At 33.0% G+C, this 820-nt stretch carries 1 protein-coding gene; it reads right to left on the bottom strand.

Annotation, left to right across the window (positions count from 1 at the left end):
- Positions 1-627, bottom strand: a 627-nt coding sequence (locus tag OWO01_RS15945) for a YneB family resolvase-like protein (protein ID WP_268781451.1), incomplete at its 3' end; no start/stop codon positions are given.
- Positions 628-820: the final 193 nt, after the last annotated feature.

Here is an 820-nt window from a genome sequence, read left to right as displayed (position 1 = left end):
ATGTTCTTTGTATCTTCTATGAACAGTAGCTTTTGATACATCATAGCCAAAACCGCGTAAAGTAGTAGCTACTTCTGCAAAAGTTAATCCGTTTTTTCTCAGTCGAATTACCTCATCAATTGGAAAATCAATTCGTTCTCTTCCTTTACTTTGATTCCTATTGCTTAGGTTATCTGCTGGGTTATAACCATTCTCTATTGCTTTTTTCATTCCTCGTTTAATTTTTATATTATGGATTTTACGTTGATACTCTTCAACGATGCCAACAATTTGAAGTACCATTGCATCAGATTCAGACAATTGAAGTTCTCCTTGATGAGATAGGGTATATATTTTGACATTATTTTTGCTGAATTGATGATATAGAGCGATTTTGGTATTTCCGCGACCTAATCTAGTTTCATCTTGTACTAGTATGCAGTCTATATCGTCGGATTCACATTTTTCTAGAGCAGATAAAATCCCTTCTCTTTCTATATCATAACCACTATGTTTTTCTTCAAAAATATCAACGACGGTCATATCTTTCTGTTTAGCTAAACGCAGTAATTCTTCACGTTGCCGTTGTATGGAAGTTGCTTGTTCTCTTTTATCTGTACTTACACGGCAATAAATAATAGCACGCATAACCCCCACCCCTTTTCAAAACTATTTTTAATAGATGTACGTAAAAAAAATTGACCCTTACTGCATTTACAATATAGTAGAGACAAACTGTGTGGTAAGTAATTTGAATAGCAACCTCCGCTTGAATTAGCATTTGACTCGTAAAATTACGAATCAAAAAATCTGTTTATATAAATTTGCAATAAAGTTAATA

The organism is Natronobacillus azotifigens (genome assembly GCF_026805325.1).
GTDB classification, from domain to species: domain Bacteria; phylum Bacillota; class Bacilli; order Bacillales; family Amphibacillaceae; genus Natronobacillus; species Natronobacillus azotifigens.
Note: the sequence above shows the minus strand (reverse complement) of the source record. Positions and strands in the feature narration are given on the sequence as shown.